At 68.1% G+C, this 21258-nt stretch carries 16 protein-coding genes; 7 read left to right on the forward strand and 9 right to left on the reverse strand.

All coding sequences use genetic code 11. The annotated features are described in order from the left end of the window. The first annotated feature begins 111 nt into the window (after positions 1 to 111). Positions 112 to 1587 carry an anthranilate synthase component I gene (gene trpE, locus RHOFW104R8_RS03680; RefSeq protein ID WP_068092450.1) on the forward strand — a complete coding sequence of 492 codons (1476 nt, stop codon included), beginning with the start codon at positions 112 to 114 and terminating at the stop codon, positions 1585 to 1587. 25 nt (positions 1588 to 1612) lie between these two features. Here the strand turns inward: trpE and RHOFW104R8_RS03685 are convergent, their stop codons facing one another. The 8 genes from RHOFW104R8_RS03685 to RHOFW104R8_RS03720 form a co-directional block, all read right to left on the reverse strand. Beyond that, positions 1613 to 2359, reverse strand: coding sequence for an N-acetylmuramoyl-L-alanine amidase (locus RHOFW104R8_RS03685; RefSeq protein WP_068092452.1), 747 nt, complete (start codon positions 2357 to 2359; stop codon positions 1613 to 1615). A 21-nt stretch (positions 2360 to 2380) separates the two neighbouring features. Further along, a complete protein-coding gene (locus RHOFW104R8_RS03690; RefSeq protein ID WP_201028684.1) occupies positions 2381 to 3406 on the reverse strand; it encodes a serine hydrolase domain-containing protein in 1026 nt (341 codons plus the stop codon). A gap of 198 nt (positions 3407 to 3604) precedes the next feature. Beyond that, positions 3605 to 4300 carry a M15 family metallopeptidase gene (locus RHOFW104R8_RS03695; RefSeq protein ID WP_068092457.1) on the reverse strand — a complete coding sequence of 232 codons (696 nt, stop codon included), beginning with the start codon at positions 4298 to 4300 and terminating at the stop codon, positions 3605 to 3607. A 185-nt stretch (positions 4301 to 4485) separates the two neighbouring features. Then, complete coding sequence (locus tag RHOFW104R8_RS03700) at positions 4486 to 6033, reverse strand: serine hydrolase (RefSeq protein ID WP_082823511.1); 1548 nt, start codon at positions 6031 to 6033, stop codon at positions 4486 to 4488. Positions 6034 to 6217: 184 nt separating this feature from the next. Beyond that, positions 6218 to 7429, reverse strand: a complete 1212-nt coding sequence (locus RHOFW104R8_RS03705; RefSeq protein WP_068092460.1) for a dipeptidase — start codon at positions 7427 to 7429, stop codon at positions 6218 to 6220. Continuing rightward, complete coding sequence (gene lysA / locus RHOFW104R8_RS03710) at positions 7420 to 8730, reverse strand: diaminopimelate decarboxylase (RefSeq protein ID WP_068092462.1); 1311 nt, start codon at positions 8728 to 8730, stop codon at positions 7420 to 7422. The genes RHOFW104R8_RS03705 and lysA overlap by 10 nt, the downstream gene beginning before the upstream one ends. A gap of 81 nt (positions 8731 to 8811) precedes the next feature. Continuing rightward, positions 8812 to 11811: a TonB-dependent receptor gene (locus RHOFW104R8_RS03715; protein WP_068092465.1), complete on the reverse strand. Its 3000-nt coding sequence runs from the start codon at positions 11809 to 11811 to the stop codon at positions 8812 to 8814. A 54-nt stretch (positions 11812 to 11865) separates the two neighbouring features. Further along, positions 11866 to 13404, reverse strand: coding sequence for a transglutaminase-like domain-containing protein (locus tag RHOFW104R8_RS03720; RefSeq protein ID WP_068092469.1), 1539 nt, complete (start codon positions 13402 to 13404; stop codon positions 11866 to 11868). 161 nt (positions 13405 to 13565) lie between these two features. Here RHOFW104R8_RS03720 and RHOFW104R8_RS03725 point away from each other — a divergent pair, with 161 nt between their 5' ends. From RHOFW104R8_RS03725 to RHOFW104R8_RS03750, 6 genes are all read left to right on the forward strand, one after another. After that, on the forward strand, positions 13566 to 14723 hold the full coding sequence (locus RHOFW104R8_RS03725) for a DUF819 domain-containing protein (protein ID WP_068092470.1): 1158 nt from the start codon (positions 13566 to 13568) through the stop codon (positions 14721 to 14723). 26 nt (positions 14724 to 14749) lie between these two features. Continuing rightward, positions 14750 to 16153, forward strand: a complete 1404-nt coding sequence (locus RHOFW104R8_RS03730) for an SH3 domain-containing protein (RefSeq protein ID WP_068092473.1) — start codon at positions 14750 to 14752, stop codon at positions 16151 to 16153. A gap of 51 nt (positions 16154 to 16204) precedes the next feature. Beyond that, the gene (locus RHOFW104R8_RS03735) at positions 16205 to 17302 is read left to right on the forward strand and encodes a dipeptide epimerase (protein ID WP_068092477.1); all 1098 of its coding nucleotides are present in this window, start codon (positions 16205 to 16207) and stop codon (positions 17300 to 17302) included. Positions 17303 to 17304: 2 nt separating this feature from the next. Beyond that, positions 17305 to 18162 carry a MurR/RpiR family transcriptional regulator gene (locus tag RHOFW104R8_RS03740; RefSeq protein ID WP_068092479.1) on the forward strand — a complete coding sequence of 286 codons (858 nt, stop codon included), beginning with the start codon at positions 17305 to 17307 and terminating at the stop codon, positions 18160 to 18162. A gap of 126 nt (positions 18163 to 18288) precedes the next feature. After that, entirely contained in the window at positions 18289 to 19068 is a 780-nt protein-coding gene (locus tag RHOFW104R8_RS03745) for a L,D-transpeptidase (protein ID WP_068092482.1), read from the forward strand. Continuing rightward, positions 19065 to 20303: a dicarboxylate/amino acid:cation symporter gene (locus RHOFW104R8_RS03750; RefSeq protein WP_068092484.1), complete on the forward strand. Its 1239-nt coding sequence runs from the start codon at positions 19065 to 19067 to the stop codon at positions 20301 to 20303. The genes RHOFW104R8_RS03745 and RHOFW104R8_RS03750 overlap by 4 nt, the downstream gene beginning before the upstream one ends. Here the strand turns inward: RHOFW104R8_RS03750 and RHOFW104R8_RS17260 are convergent. Next, positions 20242 to 21015, reverse strand: coding sequence for a hypothetical protein (locus RHOFW104R8_RS17260; protein ID WP_153021674.1), 774 nt, complete (start codon positions 21013 to 21015; stop codon positions 20242 to 20244). The genes RHOFW104R8_RS03750 and RHOFW104R8_RS17260 overlap by 62 nt on opposite strands. Positions 21016 to 21258: the final 243 nt, after the last annotated feature.

Below are 21258 nucleotides of genomic sequence, written 5' to 3' on the forward strand. Positions count from 1 at the left end.
CGGAGGGAATCCCTTGTGGAGGGTGAGGGGCGCTTTGGCTCTGGACGTCCATACCCGCGCGGCTCCAGCCTGCTATCTTGGGCAGCCCGTTCCCGTACAGATGGCTTATCCGTGATCTCCCTAGACGAATTCGACGCGCTGGTTGCCCAGGGGCATACGCGCATCCCGCTGGTGCGCGAGGTGTTTTCCGATCTCGACACGCCGCTGTCGGTGTACCTGAAGCTGGCCGACGGCCCGTACACCTTCCTGTTCGAATCGGTCGAGGGCGGCGCCACCTGGGGGCGCTATTCGATCATCGGGCTGCCGGCGAAGCGCGTATACCGCTTGCGCGGGCATGAGCTGGAAGTGGAGGACTCCGGCGAGGTCACCGAGCGCCGCCATCTGGACGACCCGCTCGCGGAAGTCGAAAAGCTGCGCGCGCAGTACGACGTGCCGCGGCTGCCGCAGCTGCCCGCATTCAGCGGCGGCCTGGTCGGCTATTTCGGTTTCGAGACGATCGGCTACATCGAGCCGCGGCTGGCGCGGTGGGACCGCTTTGATGAGCTGGGCACGCCCGACGTGCTGCTGATGCTGGCCGAGGAAGTGGCGGTGTTCGACAACCTCAAGGGCCGGCTGTACCTGATCGTGCATGCGGACCCCGCGCAGCCGCAGGCCTACGCCGCGGCGCAGCGCCGGCTCGACGCGCTGGTCTACCGGCTGCGCCAGGGCGGCGCCTCATACCCGCAGCTGACCCAGTCGATCGCGCTGGACGAGAGTGACTTCAAATCCTCGTTCACGAAGGACGAGTTCGAGGCGATGGTGGAGAAGGCGAAGGAATACATCCGCGCCGGCGACATCTTCCAGGTGGTGCCGTCGCAGCGCTTGAGCGTGCGCTTCAACGCGCGGCCGGTGGACGTGTACCGCGCGCTGCGCGCGCTGAACCCGTCGCCGTACATGTACTTCGTCGACCTCGGCGAAACGCAGATCGTGGGTTCCTCGCCGGAGATCCTGGCGCGGCTGAAGGACGGCAAGGTGGTGGTGCGCCCGCTGGCCGGCACGCGCAAGCGCGGCGCCACGGAAGAAGAAGACCAGGCATTGGAAGCCGAGCTGCTGGCCGACCCGAAGGAGCGCGCCGAACATGTGATGCTGATCGACCTGGGCCGCAACGACCTGGGCCGGATCAGCGAGACCGGCAGCGTGGAAGTGAGCGACTCGTTCGCGATCGAGCGCTACTCGCACGTGATGCACATCGTCTCGCAGGTGCAGGGCACCGTGCGCGAAGGGCTCGGCTACATGGACGTGCTGAAGGCTACGTTTCCGGCCGGCACGCTCAGCGGCGCACCCAAGGTGCGCGCGCTGGAGATCATCCAGGAGCTGGAGCCGGCCAAGCGCAACATCTACGGCGGCGCGATCGGCTGGATAGGCTGGTGGGGCGACGCCGACACCGCCATCGCCATCCGCACCGCGGTGATCCACGGCGGCCGCCTGCACGTACAAGCCGGCGCCGGCATCGTGTTCGACTCCGACCCCGCCGCCGAGTGGGAAGAGACGATGAACAAGGGCCGCGCGCTGTTCCGCGCGGTGGCGCAGGCGGCGAAGGGGTTGTGAGGTCCGGTTGCCGGGCCGACCGCGGCTAGTTGCGCCCCGTGATCTGCAGCGCCAGGTTGTACAGGATGCGCAGGTCCTCGTCGTCCAGCGCATCGCCCTCGATGCCGCGGAAGTGGTGGCGGAACGCGCGCACCGCGGCGGGGCGGTCTTCCAGCGGGTAGCCGACCACGGCCAGCGCCAGCCACGGGTCGAAGCCGGCGGGCGGATCGGCCAGCGCGCCCTGCGGCCAGCGGCCGAAGCCGGCGGCGGCCAGTTGCCGCCACGGGAACAGCGGGCCGGGGTCGTCCTTGCGGCCGGGGGCGAGGTCCTCGTGGCCGATGATCTGCGTGCGCGGGATGTGCAGCCGCGTGGTGAGGTCGGCGAGCAGGCGCAGCAGGCTGTCGATCTGCGGCTGCGCGAACGGCGCGGCGCCGTCGTTGTCCAGCTCGATGCCGATCGAGGCGGAGTTGAGGTCGGTGATGGTGCCCCAGCGCCCCGGGCCGGCCTGCCAGGCGCGCAACTGGTCGGCCACCAGCTGGTAGATGCGGCCATCGGCGCCGACCAGGTAGTGCGCGCTGACCGGGCCGCCGCTGTTGGCGGTGCGCAGGGTATCCAGGCTCTCCTGCACCGAGTGCTGGTTGGTGAAGTGCAGCACGATCAGCACCGGCCGGCGGATGTCGTGGTTCGGCGACGGCACCCAGGTCGCCAGCGGGTTGCGCGGCGGCAGCGGCGTGCAGGCGGCGAGCAGTGCGAGCAGCGCCAGCAGGGCCACGCGGGAAAACGGATCACGCATTATCAGCGGCTCCCTGGGTGGTCACTGCAGATACGGCGCCGCGATCGCCAGCGCGGTACGGTACGGTTCCGGGTCGTTGCGGTTGCTGAGCAGGATCACGGTGAGGTGTTGCTGCGGCCAGCGCACGATCACATTGCGGAAGCCGATGCTCTCGCCGGAGTGCCACAGGGTGTCGCCGGTGATGCGCCAGCCGTAGCCGTAGCTGGCTTCGTACGGCTCGCCGGTGACCTTCACGTGCGGGCTGAAGGCGAGTTTGCGCGAGGCCGCGCTGAGCAGGCGGTCGTCGTACAGCGCGGCGTCCCACTTGGCCAGGTCGTCGATCGAGGAGTAGATGCCGCCGTCGCCGCGGGTGGCGCTGGTGACGCTCTGGTCGGTGCGCGTCCAGCGGCCGTTTTCCTCGCTGTAGCCGTAGGCGCGATTCGCCACTTCCGGTCCCTTGCCGTGCTCGTAGAGCAGGGTGTGACCCATGTGCAGCGGCTGGAAGATACGCTGCTGGAGGTACAGCGGCAGGCTGATGCCGGAGGCGCGCTCCACCACCAGGCCGAGCAGCACGTAGCCGGAGTTGCTGTAGCGGTACGCGGTGCCTGGCGTGAAGTAGGTCTTCGGCGTGGCCGACAGCAGGCGCAGCACATCGTCGTCGCTGACCTGCGCAGTGGTGCCGGGGGCGATCAGGTCCTCGTAGTCGACCAGGCCGCCGGTGTGGCTGAGCAGCTGGCGCAGCGTGACGGCCGCGGTACTCTCCGGCAGCGTGGGCAGCCAGCGGCGCACCGGGTCGTCCAGGCGGAGCCGGCCGTCCTCGGCCAGCAGCAGGATCGCCGCGGCGGTGAACTGCTTGCTCACCGAGGCGAGCCGGTAGTTGGTCGTGGGCGTGGCGCGCTCGTTGTCCTCGAGATTGGCTAGTCCGTAGCCGCGGCGGACGACCGGCTTGCCGTCCTTGAGTACCAGCAGCGAGGCGCCGGGCACGTCGCCGGCGTAGCGCTGCATCATCGCGCCGGTGGGGTCTACCGGCCTGGTGCCGGAGGCGCAGCCGCCGAGCAGCAGGATCACGGCGAAGATGGCAGATCTCTTGAACACGGCAAAACTCCCTCGTCATGGCCAAACACCCGTAGGAGCCCGCTCGCGGGCGATGCTTTTGGAGTCGGGATGACCAGACGTTCGTCTGCTCAGAGCCGGGATTCGCAAAAGCAAAAGCATCGCCCGCGAGCGGGCTCCTACGGTTCAGGTGTGTGAATGTCGGTGTTGGCGTCATTGCACCGGCACGTCGTAGAGCGTGTGCGGCGTGGGTTCCGGCACGAGGGTGTAGTGCCACCATTCCATCGGATAGTTGCGGAAGCCCTCGCGGGCCATCGCATCGCGCAGCAGCAGGCGGTTCGCGCGCTGCGCGGCAGTGATGCCGGGTGCGTCGGTGTGCGCGCGCACGTCGAAGAAGTCGAAGTCGGTGCCCATGTCCAGCGGCTCGCAACGCGTGCCGTCGGCGGCGCAGCGCTGCAGCGTGAGGTCGATGGTGGCGCCGCGGCTGTGGCCGGAGACCGGCGCGATGTAGTCGCCGAGCAGCTTCGACTTGTCCAGCGTGGGGTAGTGTTGCGGCTTGGTGCGCTGGTCCCCAAGATCGTGTGCCCAGCGCACGAAATGCGCCACTGCGCGAGCGGGGCGATAGCAGTCCCAGATCTTCAGGCGCAAGTGTTGCGTGCGCAGTTCGCGCTCGACCCGCGCCAGCGCCTCGGCCACCGGGTGCAGCAGCAGGCACTTCGGCGCCAGGTAGCCGTCCACCGGCGCGCCCACGAAGTTGTCGTGGCCGGCGTACTTGATGTCCTCGGCGATGTCCGGCACCAGCGTGCGGATGTCGACCAGGTTCGCGGCGGCGGCGGTCTTGGCGGGCGACAGCACGGGCGCCTGCTCCGCGTGGGCGATTCCGCCGGCGGCGGCGAGCAAGGCGAGCACGAACAGATACCCGGTTGTCGTAGGAGCCCGCTGGCGGGCGATGCTTTTTTTGCCGGGATGACCAGACATTCGTCTGTTGAAAGCCGGGATGACCAGACGTTCGTCCGTTGAGAGCCGGGATTCGGAGTTCGCAAGAGCATCGCCCGCCAGCGGGCTCCTACGGGTAGTCATGGGCGGACGGGTGATCATGGGCAGGTTCCGACGCGGCGAAAGTCGAGGTCTTCGTAGTCGGAGCTGAAGTCGCCCAGCGGGTCGAGCTTGGCCATGCGCAGGGTAATCGGCTGGTCGCCGGTCGCGGCGTTGAAATCCAGCCACGCGTCGAGGTCAGCCGAATCGTCCCAGTGCACGAAATAGCGCTCGCCCAGGCGCATCATGGTGCCGGCCAGCGACGGCGATTTCGCGGCGGCGAAGTGCATCCTGCCGTCGCGCGGGCACAGCGTGATGTCGCCGAACCACGGGTCGCGGTATTGCCCGCTCCAGCGCGCCAGTTCGGCCGGCGAGGCCGGCTGCTGCGCCGAGGTGTCCGGCGCACCCGAGGCGGCCGGCCGCTGTTTCGCCTGCTGCTCCAGCGCGCCGGCGTACCAGTCCACGCCGCGGCGGTCGCCGGGTGCGGTGAAGTGCTTCATCAGCACTTCGCCGAGTACGGTGCGCGCGTCGCCCGCGTCGCCGTTGATCATGAACACGAAGCCGTTGCCGCGATCCGGCAGCAGGGCCAGCATCGAGTACATGCCGTTCAGCGTGCCGGTGTGCCATACGCTCCACTGGCCGTCGGCGTCGGCCATGCGCCAGCCGTAGCCGTAGGCCATCACGTGGGTGTTGTCCCGCTTGCGGCGCTGCGTGGAGACCGGAATCAGCATGTGCGGCGCCTGCAGCACGTCGCGCTGCACCGGCGACAGCCACTTCAGCTGAGCCGTGGTGGGCGCCAGCCAGTTGCGCGCCCACGCCAGCATGTCGGTGAGGTCGCAGCGGATGCCGCCGGCAGCGGCCGAGGTGATCGCGGGAATCGCGGCGGCCTCGGGGATCGCCACGTTGCGGCCGCCGTCGCGGCGATGCGGCGTGGCCACGTCGCCCACCGTGTCGCGGTTCCACGCGCCGACCTGGCAGCGATCCAGGTGCAGCGGCTCGAACACCTCGCGGCGCATCAGCGTTTCGTAGGACGCGCCGCCCGCGGCGGCCGCCACTTCGCCGGCCACCACGTAGAGCAGGTTGTCGTACTGGTACTGCGAACGGAAGCTGTAGCCGGGCTTGATGTAGGCAAGGCCGTGGATGATGTCGGCGCGGGTGAACGCGTTCGGCTCCGGCCACAGCATCAGGTCGCCGCCGCCTTCGGGCAGGCCGCTGGAGTGGGTGAGCAGGTCGGCCACGCGCATGTTCGCGGTGACCCACGGGTCGTGCATGCGGAAGTCCGGCAGGTATTTCGTCACCGGGTCGTCCCAACGCAGCTTGCCGGCATCGACGAGACGCCCGAGCAACGCGGTGGTCATCGCCTTGCTGTTGGAGGCGATCTTGAACAGCGTGCGCGGGGTGATCGGCTGGCCCGAGCCGGCGACGGTTTCGCCGGCGGTGCGCACGTAGACGACTTGCCCGTTCTCGATCACGCCGACGGCGATGCCGGGCAGGTGGTAGCGGGCGATCGCCGCGTCGACGATCTTGTCGTAGGTTGGGTTGGCGGTTTGGGCGGCGACGACCGGGACGGCGAGCAGAAGCAGGAGTGCAAGAGCACCCAGCCTCAGCCCTCCCCTGCGTTGCAGGGGAGGGAGCAGGGTGCAGGCCTCTTGTTGCCCGGTGCCGCGCTTCTGGCTCCTCCCCCTGCTGGCAGGGGGAGGTTGGGAGGGGGTAGCTCGAGCGTGCGGAAGAGCACCCCTCCCCAACCCTCCGCTGCGTGGCAGGGGAGGGAGAGAAAGTGGGCAGCTCGCCTCAGTGTTGCGCATGGCGCTCGACCTCGCGCCACACGCGCAGCAGGTTGCCGCCCCACAGCTTGGCGATGTCGGCGTCGCTGAAACCGGCGCGGCGCAGTGCCGCGGTGACGTTGCGGGTTTCGCTGGCGTCCTTCCAGCCGGTGATGCCGCCGCCGCCGTCGAAGTCCGAGGCGAGGCCGACGTGGTCGATGCCGGCGACCTGCACCATGTGCCGGATCTGCTTGACGTAGTCGTCCAGCGTGGCCAGCGGATATTTCTTCTGGATCTCGGCCATGCCCGCGTCCATCTCGGGCCGGTAGTCGTCGTTGTCGCTGTCGTACTCTTTTTCGCCGGCCTGTTTCGCCACGCGTTCCTGCAGCGCCTTCTCGGCAGCCTCGCGGCCGGGGTCGTGCTTGAGGAATTCCTTGTACGCCACGGCCTGCACCACGCCGCCCTTGGCGGCGATCGCGCGCAGCAGGTCGTCCGGCAGGTTGCGCGGGTGGTCGAGCACGGCGCGGGCGCCGGAATGGGTGGCGATGATCGGCGCGTCGGATACCTTGAGCGCTTCGCGTACGCAGCGGTCCGAGGCATGCGAGATGTCGACCATCATGCCGAGCTGGTTGGCGCGTTCCACCACAGCCCGGCCGAACTCGCTCATGCCCTTGTCGCCGGCGCTGTTCATCGCCGGCTCGCCGTGCCCGGTGTCGGGCAGCGAGCTGCTGCACAGGTCGTTGTTGCCGACGTGGACCAGGCCGACGGAGCGCGCGCCGCGGTCGAACGCGGCGTCGAGGCGGCGGATGTCGTGGCCGAGCGAGTAGGCGTTCTCGATCTCGATCGTGGCCGAGAGCAGGCCGGCCTCGTGGTTGGCGACCAGTTGTCCGGGCGTGGTGGCGAGGCGGATGCGGTCGGGATACATCATCAGCATGCGGCCGATGCCGTCGTATTTCCGGTTGGCCTGTTGCACCGCCTTGGCGTAGCCGGCGGCGTCGAGCTGGTGCTGCGGCACCCAGATCACGAAGAACGCCGCGTTGAGGCCGCCGCGTTCCATCTTGCCCAGGTCGACCAGCAGCCGGGTGTCGTGCCCGACGTCGAAACGCGGCTCGCCCATGTAGTTGAAGGGGATGTCGACGTGGGTGTCGATGGTGATCGGCGGATCCTGCATGGCCCGCGCGTGCAGCGCGACGGGCAGGGCCAGGGCGGCGAGGATGGCGAGGCGGGCGGTCAGGCGCATGTCGTTTCCCAGTTCCGCGCCGGCTGCTCGCCGGCGATCATTTCCTCGAAGTGCTGGCGGCGGCGTACCACGGCGTAATAGCCCTGGTCGAGCAGCACCTCGGCCGCCAGCGGCCGCGAGTTGTAGGTGGAGGCCATCGACGCACCGTACGCGCCGGTGGCCCTGATCAGCAAGAGGTCGCCGGCCGCGCATTCGGGCAGCTCGCGGGCACGGGCGAAAGTATCGCCGGTTTCGCAGACCGGGCCGACGATGTCGTAGGTGGCCAACGGACGCGGTTCGCCGCCCACCGGCACGATATCGTGCCAGGCGTCGTACAGGCTGGGCCGCTGCAGGTCGTTCATCGCCGCGTCCAGCACCAGGAACCGGCGTTCGATGCCTGGCTTGATGCGGATCACCCGGGTCAGCAGCACGCCGGCCTCGGCCACCAGCCAGCGGCCAGGCTCCAGCAGCAGGCGGCCGCGATAGCCGGCCAGCGCCGTGCGGATCACGGCCACGTAATCGGCGACGGCGACCGGGCGATCGACGCCGGCGCGGTAGCACACGCCCAGCCCGCCGCCCACGTCGATGCTGCCGATCGGATGGCCGGCCTGTTCGAGTTCGCGCCAGAACGCGGCGACCCGCTGCAGCGCCAGGCGGAACGGATCGAGGCTGAGGATCTGCGAGCCGATGTGCACGTGCAGGCCGTCGAGCTGCACGTGGTCCAGTTGTTTGCGGCCGGCGAACCAGCGGCGCGCCTCGTCGATGCCGACGCCGAACTTGTTTTCCGACTTGCCGGTGGAGATCTTCGCGTGGGTCTGTGCGTCCACGTCGGGGTTGATGCGCACCGCGGCGCGAGCCACCACGCCCTGCGCCTTGGCCGCGCGTTGCAGCGCGTGCAGCTCGTCCAGCGACTCCACGTTGAAACGCATGATGCCCACGTTCAGCGCGCCGGCGATCTCGTCGGCGCTCTTGCCCACGCCGGAGAACACGATGCGTTCGGCGGGAATGCCGGCGTGCAGGCTGCGGCGCAGTTCGCCGGCCGAGACGATGTCCGCGCCGACGCCGGCGTTCGCCATCAGCTGCAGGATGGCGAGGTTGGCGTTGGCCTTCACCGCGAAACAGATGGTGGCGTCGAGGCCGGCGAGCGCGGCCTGCAATTCGCCGATGCGCTGGCGGATCGCGCTGGCGGAATACGCGTGGAACGGAGTGGGGATGCGTTCGGCCAGTTGTCGCAGGTCGACGCCGTCGAACATGCCGTTGGCACTGGCCGTTTCCCGGGCGGTTTTCCCCGCCGTCGGGCGGCTCGTCGTCTGCGTGGACATGGATGCGCTATCGGTGGTGGGTGCGGAGGTGTCGGGAAGAGAGCGGCCCGCCACTCGGCGGGCCGCGATCGGGAAGGTCGATCAGAAGGTAACGGCCATGCTCAGCTGGGTGAATCGCGGCGACTGGAAGCCCAGCGGCTGGCGGAAGGTGTCGCTGGTGGCATTGGAGATGGACGTCTGCAGGTCCTGGTCCACCGCCGTGGTGCGCTGCGAGTTGAACAGGTTGTAGACGGCGAGCTTCACGCGGAACTCGCCGCCGTCGAACGGCCGGATGTAGCTGATGCCGGCGTTGAGCGCGATGGTCCACGGCATGCGGCCGTACTTGCCGCGCGGCGAGCGTTCGTAGACGCGGTTCTCGGAGATCGGTGAGTCGCAGTTCTGCACGCAGATGTAATAGCTGTGGTAGTTGGTCTTGTCGTAGGGGTTGCCCACGCCGAAGCCGGTGATCGGGCCGCCGGACATCGCGCTCAGGTCGGCGCCGAGCTGCCAGTTCGGGGTGAGCGCGTAGGTGCCGCGCAGCTTGAACTGGTGGCGGCGGTCGTTCGGCAGGTAGCCGTCGCCGCCCAGGTTCACCCACGGGTTGTCGAAGTTCTCGGTACGGCCGGTGTCGTCGAAGTTGGTGTCCGAGTTGACCGGACCTTCGGCGTTGCCGCGGTTCCACGACATCGTGTACGAGGCGTTCATCGCCCACTGCTCGTCCCACGCGCGGTTCAGCTGCAGCTCGATGGCGGCGTAGGTGCGCTTCGGCTTCACCCAGCCGCGCTGGCCGAGGTACTTGCCGGAGGCGTCGTACATCGCCCAGCCTTCCTTCGAGGTGTCCACGGTGACCCAGCCGTCCGGCTTGCCGTCGCAGTCGGTGTCGCCCCACACGGTGACCTTCTTGCCCGGGTTGGCCATCACCCAGCCGATGTAGCCGTTGCCGCCGCACTGCGCGGTGGCGGTGATCTGCATGTCGTCGATGGCGTTGTGCAGGCGCCGGTAGGTGGTGCTCACGCCCCACGACCACTGCGGGTTGATCATCTGCTGGAAGCCCAGGATGGCCTCGTCCTGGTAGACCGGGTCCATGTTGCGGTCGACCTCGGAGCGCAGGTCGCCCACGGTACCGTTGCCCTGCGAGACATCGACCGCGCCGAGCTGCGGGCCCAGCTTGGGCACGGCGTACTGCACACCGTTGAGGGTCTGGATGTCCCAGCCGTTGAACGCGTAGTAGGTGCGCTCGTCGAGCAGGCCACCGGCCTGCTTGATGTTGATCACGTTGGCCACCGGCAGGAAGTAGCGGCCGAGGTTGCCGAACAGCTTGGCGCTGCCATCGCCTCGGACGTCCCACGAGAAGCCCAGCCGCGGCGCGATCTGGCTGTCCATCTTGATGTAGCTGCGGCCGGCGGCGTCCTGGTTGTCGAAGCTGTCGTTGCGCACGCCGGCGTTGAGTACCAGGTTGGGCGTGACCTGCCAGCTGTCCTCGATGTAGTACGCGGCGTTCTTGGTGGTGAAGGTGCCGGCGATTTCGTAGCGGCGCGCACGCACGTAGGCGTCGTAGCCGGGCGGAATCACACCGCCGTTGGAGATGGTGTCGCCGGGCTTGGCCGCATACAGGTTGTAGTAGAACGCGCCCGGCCCGGCGTAGTGGCGGTTGTACTCGGAGGTGTCGTTCTCGTGGTCGTAGCCGAAGCGCAGCAGGTGGTTGCCCAGCGTCCACTCGAAGTCGGCGCGCGCCTGCTTGCGGGTGTCGTTGCGCTTGTAGACGGTGGAGTTGCTGGTACAGCCGAGCCGCACGCCGGGGTCGTGGATCTTCATGAATGCGTTGTTCGCCGCGACGTAGTTGCAGGCGATGTCGAGTTGCGAGCGGGTGAACGCCTCGCGCTCGTTGCGGCCGGTCATCAGCTTCATCGACAGGTCGTTGGTGAGGTAGCTGGTCCAGGTCAGCGCCCAGTCCTTGCCGCCGGTGTCGGTGAGGACCTTGTTGGTCCGGGTGCCGATCGTGTGGGTGCCGAAGTTGTAGCCGTAGACGTCGCCGGTGTTCTTGTTTTTGTCGGAGAACGCCATCAGCTGCAGCGTGTTGCTGTCGGTGATGTTCCAGTCGATGGTGGTGCCCCAGAACCCGGTATTCGAGCTGTTGGCGGTGAGCGTGGTGCCGGCGTTGTTGGTGTTGCGCGGGCTGCTGCCGCGGGCCTCGTACATCGCGAAGATGAACAGCTTGTCCTTGACGATCGGGCCGGAGGCCCAGACGTTCGTCTTCACCAGCGAATTTCGGTCGCGGCTGGCGGTGAGGTAGCGGCGGCCGCTGGCGTCGTAGCGGTCCTTGGCCGCCGAGTGCCAGTTGCCCGGCTCCAGGGTGACTTCCATGCCGCCCTTCAGCTCGTTGGTGCCGGAGCGCGCCACCGCATTGATCACGCCGCCGGTGGTGCGGCCGAACTCCACCGAGTAGCCGCCGGTCTTGACCTGGAACTCCCGGTAGAACGCAAACGGCGCCTCGGAGAAGCCGTTGCGGTTGTAGAAGTCGGTGACGTTGAGGCCGTTGACGTAGACCGCGTTCTCCGCGATCGACGAGCCGCCGAACGAGATGCCGCCGAAGCTGGCGTTGCCCTTGACCACGCCCGGCGCGAGCAGGGCTACCGAGGCGACGTTCTGGTTGACCGGCAGGCGCACCAGTTCCTCGCGCGAGATGTTGGTGGCCGATTCGGTCGAGGTGACGTCGATCACCGGCAGGCCGGTGCCGGTGACGTTGATGGTCGCCAGTTCGGTGGCGTTGGGGGAGCCGGCCAGGTCCACCGTGGTGGCGTTGCCCAGGCTGACGGTGACCTTGCGCGGCTGGCCCAGCGGCTGGCCGTCCCTGCTGGCGCTGAGCGTGTAGTCGCCCACCGGCAGGAACGGGAAGCGGTAGTTGCCCCGCTGGTCGGCGGTGATGGTGCGGGTCAGGCCGGTCGCCGGGCTCGCCGCGGTGATCACCGCTCCCGGCTGGGCACGGCCCACCACCGAGCCGTCGTTGTTGCCGGCGTACGCCGCGGGTACCGCCAGTGTCACCAGGCCGAGACCGAGCGCCATGCTGAGTGCGGTCCTGTGCAATATCCGGGTGTTGCTCATGTCCCCATCTCCCCCATCGACGCTGTCGATGCCATGTTTATGAAAAGCCGCGGATTACTTGCCGCTGCGTCCCTGCGCCGCCGGCAGGATCTGCCAGTCGAAGTCGTAGTCCAGTTGGTCGAAATAGACGTTGCCGCCGCGCCACTCGGCCTCGCCGCGCTGCGAGTCCACGTCGTCGGAACGGAAGTGCCGCTTGGCCGGCTGGAAGCGCCGGCCGAAGTCGTCGTTGAAGGCGATGCGGTAGTTGTCGAGCCCGCCGAGGTAGAACCATTCCAGGGCCGGGTCGTCGCCCGGGCCGGGCTGCAGCCGGCCGGTGGTGACGTCCATCGGCACCCAGCCGTACGGCGCCAGGTACAGGTAGCCCCAGTCGTGGATGTTGCTGTATCGGCTGCCGTCGCCGCTGCCGTTGCCGAAGAACACCATGCCCGACTGCCAGCGCGCGGGGATGCCGTTGAGGCGCAGCAGGGCCATCAGCAGCAGGGTCTGCTGGCCGCAGTCGGCGTGGCCGGCGTGCAGCGCGTAGTCGCTGATGTTGGCGATGGTGGAGTACTCGCGCGCGCCGGCCCATGGGATGCGGTCGACCGCGGCGAACAGTTTCTGCGCGATGCGGTAGGGATTTTTCTCGTCGCCGACCACCTCGTGCGAGAATCTGCGCATCGCGTCGGTGAGCACGATGTGCGGCGCACGTTCGGCCACGTACGGGGCCAGCTCCGGCGTGATGGCTGCCGCCTGCACCTTGTCGGCGTCGATCGCGTGGTACTGCGCGAACAGGGTCAGCTCGTAGGTGACCGAGAACACCGTCTTCTTCCCGGCCACCGCGAGTTTCTCCAGGTACACCGTGCGCTGCGGCGCCGACCCGGGCGCGATCCGGTGCTGCACCGGCACGCTGGCGACGTAGCGGATGTCCTCCTGCTGGCCCGGCACCGCCTGTGGGTACGGGATCCACGCACGCACGGTTTCACCGGCCGGCACCGCGTCGGCGGCGACGGTCAGGGTCTGCGTCATGCGCAGGCGCTGCGGCAGCACGCTGCTGCGGTGTTCGGCCAGCGCCGCCTGGTAGATGGCGCGCTGATGTTCGTTCAGCGACGCCATCGGGCCGTCGGTGATCGGGGTCTGCACCGCGCGCCGCGCCACTGCTTCCGGGCTGAGCCGGAACAAGTTGCTGGGCGCGCGCTTGAAGTACACCGTGCGGCCGTCGATCACCTGGTGCTCGAACAGGCCGGCCGCGTTCCACCTGGCGAACTCGGCTTCGCTGAGGTCGGGGATCGGCTTGCGCACGCGCGCCTTGACGTCGTCGGCGCTCAGGGTGAAGTCGAGCAGGATGCGGCGCATGCGCTCGTGCTGGAAGGCCAGCGCGTCGCGCGTGTCGGCGCCCAGGCCGGGCTGCGCCAGCGCGCCGGTGATCGCCGTGTCGGCCGCCTCGAAGTGGCCGGCGTCGATCTGGGCGATGATGGGGGCGACGACCTTGCCGTCGGCGCCGTTGCCGGCGAAGGCGAGCGGTGCGGCGGACAGCAGGGCGAGCAGGGACGCGACGAGGCGCAGGCCACGGACATGGCGGCGTATTCCCGGTGCGACAGGCAGCAACGTATCCATCGACAAGCGTCCCCCGCAACGAATCCCCTGAAACCGCTGTGTAACACGCTTGCAAATACTGGTCAATAATTTATGCTTCAATCTAAGTTTATAAGAATTAGCTATTCCTTGATGGTAGAAGCCGGCCAGCCTGCGAATACCCGCGAACGATCCACGAGGGGATGCATGTGATCCATACGGTCTGGCCTTACCTGGCGCTGATGTTGCTGGTCGCCGGCCTGTTTCCGGCGGTGGAACGCCGCTTCGGCTGGAAGGTGTTCTCGGTGCTGCCGCCGATCGTGCTGACCTATCTGTTCGTCACCGCGCTGGCGGTTTCCGGGCTGTGGCAGGTCAACGAGGAGATCAGGGCGGCGCAGTCGATGCTGGTGGCGCACCTGGTGCCGGCGCTGCTGTTCCTGCTGATGATCAACTGCGACCTGCGCGCGATCTGGCGGCTCGGCCCGCGGGTGCTCGGCGTGTTCGCCTGCACCTCGCTCAGCCTGTTCGTGGCCTTCGTCGGCACCTTCCTGATCTATCGCCACTGGCTGCCCGGCGACGACTGGCAACCGCTGGCCGCGCTCTCCGGCAGCTGGGTCGGCGGCAGCGCCAACATGATCGCGGTGAAGCAGGCGATCGGCATGTCCGACGCGCACCTGGCGATGTCGCTGCTGACCGACGCGCTGGGCTACTCGATGTGGGTGGTGGTGCTGTTCTCGGTAGCGCGGCTGGCACCGGCGTTCAACCGCTGGACCCGGGCGGCATCCAGCGGCGACATCCCGCTGGCACCGGTGAAGACCAAGGCGCCGACCACCTACGACAGCGTGTTGCTGTGGCTGGGCATGGCGCTGTCGGCGGCGGCGCTGTCGGGCTGGCTGGCCAACTGGCTGCCTGCCTCCGGCATGATCAGCGCCACCACCTGGACGATCCTGCTCGCTACCGGCCTCGGCCTGGTGGTGGCGCACACGCCGCTGGCGGAGTTCCCCGGCGCCGGCACGATCTCCAGCGCGATGCTGATCAGCGTGGTGGCGGTGCTGGCCTCGCAGAGCAACTTCCAGGGCATCGCCGCGGCGCCGCTGTACCTGCTGTGCGGCATCACCATCATCGCGATCCACGCGGTGCTGCTGGTCGGCTTCGCCAAGCTGTTCCGCTTCGACCTGTACCTGTGCGGGATCTCCTCGTTGGCGCATATTGGCGGCGTGGCGGCCACGCCGATCCTGGCGGCCAGCTATTCGGCCGCGCTGGTGCCGGTCGGTATCCTGCTGGCGCTGCTCGGCTACATCCTGGGCACCGGTTACGGACTGGTGGTGGCAATGGTGCTGTCGGCGCTGGCCGGCCCGTGATGCGGTTTCAACCAAGGACCAAGACGATGCGACTTCCCCTGCTTGCCGCCACCGCGCTTGCGCTCGCCCTCGCCGGCGCGCCGCTGCAGGCGCGCGAGGCGAACGATGCGTTGACGGTGCCGCCGTCCGGCGTGCTCGGCGTCGGCGAGGCGCAGCTCACGCCCGCGTTCTGGGTCGGCCTGCAGGCCGAGCCCGACCGGGTGATCCTCGACCGCGCCACGATCGAGGCGCAGAACGCGAAACTGCTGCAGGTCGATCCGTCGATGCACGACCTGCACGCGTTGCCGAAAACCTTGAGCCGCGAGCAGGTCGCGGGCTGGATCGAAGCCCTGTCCGAGCGGCCGGACCGTCCGCTGTTCGACGTCGACGGCCAGCCGGTGCCGGCCGCCACGCTGGATGCCGTGGTCGGCAACCTCGCACTCGATGCGATTCCCGCGCAGCAGCCCACGCGCTACGGCCTGGTGGTGCGTCGCGCCGCGCTGCGTACCTTCCCCACCACGTTGCGTGTGTTCAGCACCAAGGGCGACACCGACATCGACCGCTTCCAGGAGACTGCCGAGTTCCCCGGCGAGCCGGTGGCGATCGTGCACGCCAGCGCCGACGGCCAGTGGCTGTTCGTGGTCAGCCCGCGCTACGCCGCGTGGACCGAAAAGGACAACGTGGCCGAGGGCAGCGCCGCCGAAGTGTTCGGCTACGCTGACAAGGCCCCGTACCGGGTGATCACCGGCGCCATCGAGCGCACCGTGTTCACCCGCGAGCAGCCCGCGGTGTCGCAGCTGCCGTTGGACATGGGCACGCGCGTGCCGCTGCAAACCGGCCTGCCGCCGGACCAGCCGGTCAACGGCCAGACGCCGTACGCCGCGCATGTGATCGAACTGCCGCTGCGCCAGGCCGACGGCACGCTCGGCTTCAGCCCGGCGCTGCTGCAGAAGAACACCGACACCGCCGCCGACTACCTGCCGCTGACCCGCGCCAACATCATCCGCCAGGCGTTCAAGTTCCTCGGCGAGCGCTACGGTTGGGGCCACGCCTACGACGGCCGCGACTGCAGCGGCTTCGTCTCCGACGTGTACCGCAGCATGGGCGTGCAGATGCCGCGCAACACCAGCAAGCAGGCGATCAGTCCGGCGCTGGAGCATCGCGCGTTCACCGCGAAGGACAGCCGTGAGGAACGCCTCAAGGCCGCGCACGCACTGCAGGTGGGCGACCTGGTCTACATCCCCGGCCACGTGATGATGGTGATCGGCCACCTGCACGGCCAGCCGTACGTGATCCACGACGTGGGCGGCATGAGCTACCGCAAGGCCGACGGCGGCAAGGTACGGATCAAGCTCAACGCGGTGTCGGTGACCCCGCTGTTGCCGCTGCTTTACAACGACAGTCAAACCTATGTCGACCGCATGACCAGCATCGTCCGCATTCGCCATTGAGCGCGCCGGCACCAAGAAGAAAAAGGACACGGATTCCATGAAGGCTTGCCCATGAAAATCACCGACATCCAGTTCGGCATGCTGCGGGTGCCGCTGAAGACCCCGTTCAAGACGGCGCTGCGCACGGTCAGCACGGTGGAGGACATCGTGGTGATGGTGCACACCGACTCGGGCCAGGTCGGCTACGGCGAGGCGCCGGCCACCGCGGTGATCACCGGCGACACCCACGGCTCGATCATCGACGCGATCCGCCATTACATCTCGCCGCGGCTGATCGGCCAGGACATCGCCGAGCTCAACCACCTCACCCAGCTGATCCAGTCCTCGATGGAGAAGAACACCAGCGCCAAGGCGGCGGTGGAGATCGCGGTGTACGACCTGTGGGGCCAGCTCTACAACGCGCCGCTGTACAAGCTGCTGGGCGGCGGCGACCCGGTGATCACCACCGACATCACGATCAGCGTCGACTACATCGACAAGATGGTGGCCGACTCGGTCTCCGCGGTGGAACGCGGCTTCGAGTCGCTGAAGATCAAGGTGGGCAAGGACATCGGCGTCGACATCGAGCGGGTCAAGGCGATCTACGCGGCGGTGGAAGGGCGCGCGCTGCTGCGGCTGGACGCGAACCAGGGCTGGACCGCCAAGCAGGCGGTGTACGCGCTGCAGACGCTGGAGGAGGCCGGCATCAAGCTGGAGCTGATCGAACAGCCGGTGAAGGCGCGCGACCTGGCCGGCATGCGCTACGTCACCGAACGCGTGCACACGCCGGTGATGGCCGACGAGAGCGTGTTCGGCCCGATGGAAGTGATCGAGCTGATCCGCCTGCGCGCGGCCGACATCATCAACATCAAGCTGATGAAGACCGGCGGCATCTCCAACGCGATCCGCATCGCCGACATCGCCGGCATGCACGGCATCGAGTGCATGATCGGCTGCATGCTGGAAACCTCGATCAGCGTGGCCGCCGCGGTGCACGTGGCGGTGGCGAAGTCGAACGTGATCACCAAGGTCGACCTGGACGGCCCCTCGCTGTGCCAGTTCAACCCGGCCGACGGTGGGGTAATCTTCAACGAATCGGAAATCTCGGTGACGGAGGCCCCCGGGCTGGGCATCCGCGAGATCCGCGGGCTGGAGAGGCTGGGGGATTGATGATGTCGCCGCTGGTCAAAATCCGTTCGGAGCGCGACCAGATGTCGGCGGTGGAGCGGCGCATCGCCGACTTCATCCTGGAAAACGCGCAGCTCCTGCGCGACTACTCCTCGCAGCAGCTGGCCAACGCGCTGGGGATCAGCCAGTCCAGCGTGGTCAAGTTCACCCAGAAGCTGGGCTTCAAGGGCTATCCGGACCTGAAGTATTCGGTGGGCGAGGCGATCGCCCGTGCCGACAACGGCGATGCGCCGCAGGTCGCCGCGGCAGGGGATGGCGAACGCGGCGGCGCCTCCGCCGGCAACCTGTGGCGGCGCAAGTCCGAGGCCGAGGAAGCTACACGGCTGATCAATCCGCCGGAAACCCTCCACGCCGTGGCCGATGCGATCGAGCAGGCCGGGCGTGCCGGCAAGGTGTTCATCATCGGGCTGGGCGAGGACGACATCCACGCACGCGGCTTCGCGCTGAAGCTGTCGCTGCTGGGCATTCTCACCGTGCACAACTTCGACACCGCGCGGATGACCGCGAACGTCTCCGCGGCCAGCGCCGGCGACGTGCTGCTGGTGTTTTCCGAGCACGGCAACCATCCGCCGTTGTGCAAGATCGCCCGCTACTTCCGCGAGCGGCGCGGCCGGGTGATCACGGTGACGCGGCATACCGCCAACCCGCTGCGTGCACTGGCCGACCTCGCCCTGGTGGTGTCGGCGCACGACGAGCTGCCGTACATCCAGCCGCTGCTGTACCAGTCGGCGCTGCAGCATCTGCTCGACGGCGTGTTCGTACAGCTGTGCGAAGGCCACGATGATTTCCGCGCGCAGCTGCTGGCCAACCTCGACCGCATCCAGCTGATGCTGGAGCCATGACCCCATGCCTCATCCCCGTAGGAGCCCGCTTGTGGGCGATGCTTTTCCGCGGGAATGGGAAGTCGAAGCAAAAGCATCGCCCGCAAGCGGGCTCCTACAACATGTGACCCGCCGGATGAAAGGCCGATGACTGTCCGCAGCTCAACCCTTGCCGTACTGACCTTTGCCGGCATGCTCGCCGGTGCGGCGCATGCCGGCGCACCGGCCACGCCGTGGGACGATGCCCGCCAGCTGGTATTGGTCACCACCGCCGGCTGGAACGCGAACCACGGCACCCTGCGCACGTTCACGCGCGACGGCGACGGCTGGCGTGAGGTGCATGCCGCCGCGCCAGTGACGATCGGCAAGAACGGCGCCGGCTGGGGCCTGGGCCTGAACGCGCCGCAGCACGGCGAGCCGCTCAAGCGCGAGGGAGACAACCGCAGCCCGGCCGGCGTGTTCCGCATCGGCGAGGCGTTCGGCTATGCCGCGCACGCGGCCACTGCGCTGCCGTACCGCGCGCTCACCGCCACCGATTACTGCATGGATGTCAGCGGCGCGGCCCAGTACAACCGCATCGTCGACGCGAACGTGGTCGGCGCCGACGCGGTAAAGGGCTCCAGCGAACCGATGCGGCGCGACCTGCATGCGAGCGGCGACCAGCGCTACCGGCTCGGCTTCGTGATCGAGCACAACGCGCAGGCGGCGCCGCAGGGCGGCAGCTGCATCTTCGCGCACCTGTGGAAATCACCCAGCGACGCCACCGCCGGCTGCACCGCGATGACGCCGGCGGTGATGCAGTCGCTGCTGGCCTGGTTGAAGCCGCAGCAGCACCCGGTCTTCGTGCTGCTGCCGCAGGCCGAGTATGAGCGGCTGCGCGTGGACTGGAAACTGCCGGCGCTCGCCGCCGCGGATGCCGCGCGGTGAGTGCCACCACCCGGGTGCTGGCCGGGCTGGCCGCCGGTGCGCTGATCGGCCTGCTGCTGGCCCACTGGAACGAAACCGTGGCGTTGCAGGTGGCGAACGTGGCGCAGCCGATCGGCAAGCTGTGGCTGAACGCGCTGCAGATGACCGTGGTGCCGCTGGTGCTGGCGCTGGTGGTGGTGGGGGTGAACACCGCCACCGACGCGGCCGCCTCGGGCCGTATCGCGCGGCGCGCGATCGTGGTGTTCATCGCGGTGCTGACCGGCGGCGCGCTGTTCGCGGCGCTGGCCGCGCCGTTGGTGTTCGCGCTGTTCCCGCACAACCCGGCGCTGGTCGCCGCGCTCGATCACGCCAGCATGCCTGCGGCCGCGCAGGCGGCGCCGGTGAACTGGATCGACACGCTGGTGGCGATCGTGCCGAACAACGCGATCATGGCCGCGGCGCAGAGCGCGATGCTGCCGCTGGTGGTGTTCGCGCTGTGCCTGGGCTTCGCGCTGACCCGGATCGCGCCGGCGCGGCGCGCGCTGCTGATGGAATTCTTCCAGGCGATCGCCGACGCGATGATCGTGATCGTGCGCTGGGTGCTGTGGATTGCGCCGCTGGGCGTGTTCGCGCTGATCCTTTCGGTGTGCGCGCGCTCGGGCCTGGGCATGCTCAGCGCACTCGGCGTCTACGTGCTGGTCGAGTGCCTGCTCTATCTCGCGGTCACCGTGATGATGCTGCCGCTGGCGGTGGTCTTTGGCGGCGAGAAACTGCGCCGCTTCGCGCTGGCGCTGGTGCCGGCGCAGGTGGTGGCGATCAGCACGCAATCGTCGCTGGCCTCGCTGCCGGCGATGCTGGAAAGCGCCGACCGCCGGCTCGGCTACCCGCAGCAGGTCGCCGCGCTGGTGCTGCCGATGGCGGTGAGCCTGTTCCGCCTGACCAGCCCGGTGCAATACGTCACCTCGGCGGTGTTCATCGCCTGGGCCTACGGCATCGACCTGTCCACCGCGCAGCTGCTCGCCGGCGCGCTGCTGGCGGTGGTGATCAGCCTGGGTTCGGTCGGCCTGCCGGGCCAGGTCACCTTCATCGCCACCAATCTGCCGGTGGCGCAGGCGATGGGCCTGCCGCTGAGCCCGCTGGGCCTGATGCTGGCGGTCGACACCCTCCCCGACGCGCTGGCCACGCTGGGCAACGTCACCGGCGACCTTGCCGCCACCAGCGTGGTGACCCGACAGTCGTGGGGCGATGGCAGTTGAACCCTTCGACTGATTGGGCATCCGGTACCGACGGATCCGCTCTGACACCACCGAGTCCGTTCATGGGTGATCGAACGGCAGCTCGTCCTCGAACTCGAAGACTAGCTGCACCGGTGCGCGCTCGTCGCCACGGGCCAAGTCTGAAATCCGCCTCATCCATCGGCAGCCTCAGCGGCCATTGATGGGTGGCAAACCATCTCGCTCGGGCATGGCAACGGTAAGCATGCGACAGCGAAACCAGCAGATGTCTCGCTACTACCCGCATGTGGTTGCCGAGTCTGTTCAGCAGCGCCAGATAGGCGCCGGCCAGCGAGTGCTGGTACCGACTGTAAAGGGCAAGATCCGGCGCATCCTCGATTGCCCGCAGGTACGACAACGGATCGCTGCCGTCATCGCCGGCCAGCCTGTGCATCAGTGGATGCGCGGCCTCTTCGCCATCATCGGGGTTGATTGCATGGTCCAGGCGAACAGCATGCCGGACGTTCAGCTCGGTGTAGCGCACCAGCTTCTGGTAGAGGTGGCTTAACAGCACCTTCGGTGAGGCCCGATCGAGAAAATCGGCGATGGCGACACCGTTGCGTGATGCCATGTCGTTGGCCATGAGCCAGGCCTCCTGCACGACATCGGCGTATTGCTGCTCGCCTCTGGTGGCCCGCGCGATCCGTTTCAGGGCGCCCTGGTGGCAGGCAACGAATAGATCGAAGGCATCCATAGGCCGTGGCCTTGAAGATGGGGCGCGCGCATTACAGCACACTGCCAGGGACGGCCGGACTGGCGGCAAACTGGGTGCGGCATGACTGCGGCGAATGCCGATGCGGAACACCGGGGCGCCTACCCGGACTAACGGCAGAAATTGTCGGTACGCGGCGTTCAGCGCCATACCTGAGTTTGTCGAAATGAGCAAAAGGACACTTATGGTGAGTTTTATTGAAGTTTCGTAAACCTTTGGGGTACA

Source organism: Rhodanobacter sp. FW104-R8 (assembly GCF_001617365.1).
In the GTDB taxonomy this organism is placed as follows: domain Bacteria; phylum Pseudomonadota; class Gammaproteobacteria; order Xanthomonadales; family Rhodanobacteraceae; genus Rhodanobacter.

Excerpts from the sequence above, each read along its gene's own strand:
- RHOFW104R8_RS03685 (WP_068092452.1), bottom strand. The coding sequence starts at position 2,359 with ATGCGTGATCCGTTTTCCCGCGTGGCCCTGCTGGCGCTGCTCGCACTG.
- RHOFW104R8_RS03705 (WP_068092460.1), bottom strand. The coding sequence starts at position 7,429 with ATGCGCCTGACCGCCCGCCTCGCCATCCTCGCCGCCCTGGCCCTGCCC.
- lysA (WP_068092462.1), bottom strand. The coding sequence starts at position 8,730 with ATGTCCACGCAGACGACGAGCCGCCCGACGGCGGGGAAAACCGCCCGG.
- RHOFW104R8_RS03715 (WP_068092465.1), bottom strand. The coding sequence starts at position 11,811 with ATGAGCAACACCCGGATATTGCACAGGACCGCACTCAGCATGGCGCTC.
- RHOFW104R8_RS03720 (WP_068092469.1), bottom strand. The coding sequence starts at position 13,404 with ATGGATACGTTGCTGCCTGTCGCACCGGGAATACGCCGCCATGTCCGT.
- RHOFW104R8_RS03725 (WP_068092470.1), top strand. The coding sequence starts at position 13,566 with ATGCATGTGATCCATACGGTCTGGCCTTACCTGGCGCTGATGTTGCTG.
- RHOFW104R8_RS03730 (WP_068092473.1), top strand. The coding sequence starts at position 14,750 with ATGCGACTTCCCCTGCTTGCCGCCACCGCGCTTGCGCTCGCCCTCGCC.
- RHOFW104R8_RS03735 (WP_068092477.1), top strand. The coding sequence starts at position 16,205 with ATGAAAATCACCGACATCCAGTTCGGCATGCTGCGGGTGCCGCTGAAG.
- RHOFW104R8_RS03740 (WP_068092479.1), top strand. The coding sequence starts at position 17,305 with ATGTCGCCGCTGGTCAAAATCCGTTCGGAGCGCGACCAGATGTCGGCG.
- RHOFW104R8_RS03745 (WP_068092482.1), top strand. The coding sequence starts at position 18,289 with ATGACTGTCCGCAGCTCAACCCTTGCCGTACTGACCTTTGCCGGCATG.
- RHOFW104R8_RS17260 (WP_153021674.1), bottom strand. The coding sequence starts at position 21,015 with ATGGATGCCTTCGATCTATTCGTTGCCTGCCACCAGGGCGCCCTGAAA.